General features: G+C 73.0%; 3 protein-coding genes. 1 reads left to right on the top strand and 2 read right to left on the bottom strand.

Annotation, left to right across the window (positions count from 1 at the left end):
• Positions 1-33 precede the first annotated feature (33 nt).
• Entirely contained in the window at positions 34-1,392 is a 1,359-nt protein-coding gene (locus tag VFH10_RS14390; RefSeq protein ID WP_325129741.1) for a class II 3-deoxy-7-phosphoheptulonate synthase, read from the bottom strand.
• A 62-nt stretch (positions 1,393-1,454) separates the two neighbouring features.
• On the bottom strand, positions 1,455-1,634 hold the full coding sequence (locus tag VFH10_RS14385; RefSeq protein WP_325129739.1) for a hypothetical protein: 180 nt from the start codon (positions 1,632-1,634) through the stop codon (positions 1,455-1,457).
• Between the two features lies 1 nt (position 1,635).
• Between VFH10_RS14385 and VFH10_RS14380 the strand changes: the two genes are divergently transcribed.
• Positions 1,636-2,022: hypothetical protein (locus VFH10_RS14380; RefSeq protein ID WP_325129736.1), on the top strand; the 387-nt coding region annotated here is incomplete at its 3' end.

Raw genomic sequence — 2,022 nt, 5'->3', positions numbered from 1 at the left:
AGCGTCATCGTGCCGATGCTAGGGCCGCGGGCGTCACGGGGTCCGGGCGGGCGCCGCCTGCGACAGCATCTCGGCGACCAGGAACGCGAGCTCCAGCGACTGCACGCGGTTCAGCCGAGGGTCGCACACCGACTCGTAGCGGTTGTGCAGGTCGTCCTCGAGCAGTGCCTCTCCCCCGCCGACGCACTCGGTGACGTCGTCGCCGGTGAGCTCGACGTGCACGCCGCCGGGCCAGGTGCCGAGCGAGCGGTGTACGTCGAAGAAGCCCTGCACCTCGGAGATCACGTCGTCGAAGCGGCGGGTCTTGTAGCCCGAGGACGCCTCGAAGGTGTTGCCGTGCATCGGGTCGCACACCCACGCCACCGAGACGCCGGCCGCGGTGACCTTCTCCACCAGGTTGGGCAGCGCGTCGCGGATCTTGCCGGCGCCCATCCGGGTGATGAAGGTGAGCCGGCCGGTCTCGTTGGCGGGGTTGAGCTTGGCCGCGAGGGCGAGCGCGTCGTCGGGCGAGGTGGTGGGTCCGAGCTTGACGCCGATCGGGTTGCGAATCCGCGACAGCAGCTCCACGTGGGCGCCGTCGAGCTGACGCGTGCGTTCGCCGATCCAGAGGAAGTGCGCCGACACGTCGTACGGCTGCTGGGTGCGCGAGTCGATGCGGGTGAGCGCGTGCTCGTACTCCAGCACCAGTGCCTCGTGGCTCGAGTGGAAGTCGACCCGGTGGAACTCGTCGGGGTCGGCGCCGATGGCCTTCATGAACGTGAGTGCCCGGTCGATCTCGGCGGCCAGCCGCTCGTAGCGACGGCCGACGGGGGACTCGCGGACGAAGTCGGTGTTCCAGGTGTGCACCTGTCGCAGGTCGGCGTACCCACCGGTCACGAACGCGCGGACGAGGTTCAGCGTCGCCGCCGAGGAGTTGTAGACGTCGACCAGCCGCTGTGGGTCGGGGATGCGCGAAGACTCGGTGAACTCGTACCCGTTGACGGCATCGCCGCGATACGCCGGGAGCGTCAATCCGTCGCGGGTCTCCGAGTCCGACGAACGCGGCTTGGCGTACTGACCGGCGATCCGGCCGAGCTTCACCACCGGGACCGACGCGGCGTAGGTGAGCACCACCGCCATCTGCAGGAGCACGCGGAGCTTGTTACGCACGTTGTCGGCGGTGACCCCGTCGAACGTCTCGGCGCAGTCGCCGCCCTGGAGCAGGAACGCCTCGCCGCGCGCGACGGCGGCGAGCTTGGCCTTGAGCTCGTCGCACTCGCCGGCGAACACCAGCGGCGGCACCCCGCGCAGCTTCGTGACCGCGGCCTCGAGGCCGGACGCGTCGGGCCACGAGGGCTGCTGGGCGGCACCGAGCGCGTGCAGGGTCGCGAGGTCGGGGATCTGCTGGCTCACCGGGCCAGCCTACGTCGTGCCGACCCTGCCGCCGCCACCGCGCGGGGCGGCGCGGGACCCGCTCAGAGCAGCCCGGTCACCTGGGTCGTCAGCACGACCGGACTGGGGTCGGCCGTGCCGGCGCTGTCGACGGCGCGCGCCGAAAGCGTGTGCCGCCCCTTCCTGAGGCCGGCGAACGTCGCGAGCGGGCCGCAGGGGGCGTAACCGGCTCCGTCGAGGCTGCACTGGAAGGACGCGTCCACGGTGTTCGACGCCAGCGCGACCGACCAAGTGCCCGCCGCAGCCACCCGCGTGACCGCCGTGGTCTCCGGGCCGGTCGGGGCGGGCGGGGGCGTGGTCGGGGACGGCGGCGGCGAGCTCGGCGTCGGTTCCGAGGGCGGGGTCGTCGGCGCCGCCGTCGTCGGAGGCGCCTCCCGCGTCGGGTCGCTCGAGGCGGTCGGCCCGTCGTCGTCGGCCCGCGGGCCGGTCGCACCCGAAGGGGCCGGTCGGGTCGGGACGGTGGTGGACGGAGTCGTTGCGGGCGGCGTCATCACTCCAGTGGACACCTGGTCCGACGGGCGCGGCCGGGCCTGGCCGGGCAGCGGCTCCCGGTCGCTGCCGCGGTTCGAGGACGGCGTCCGCGTCGCCCGG

Source organism: Nocardioides sp., assembly GCF_035697785.1.
GTDB lineage: Bacteria > Actinomycetota > Actinomycetes > Propionibacteriales > Nocardioidaceae > Nocardioides_B.
This window is presented reverse-complemented; position numbering and strand designations above follow the sequence as displayed.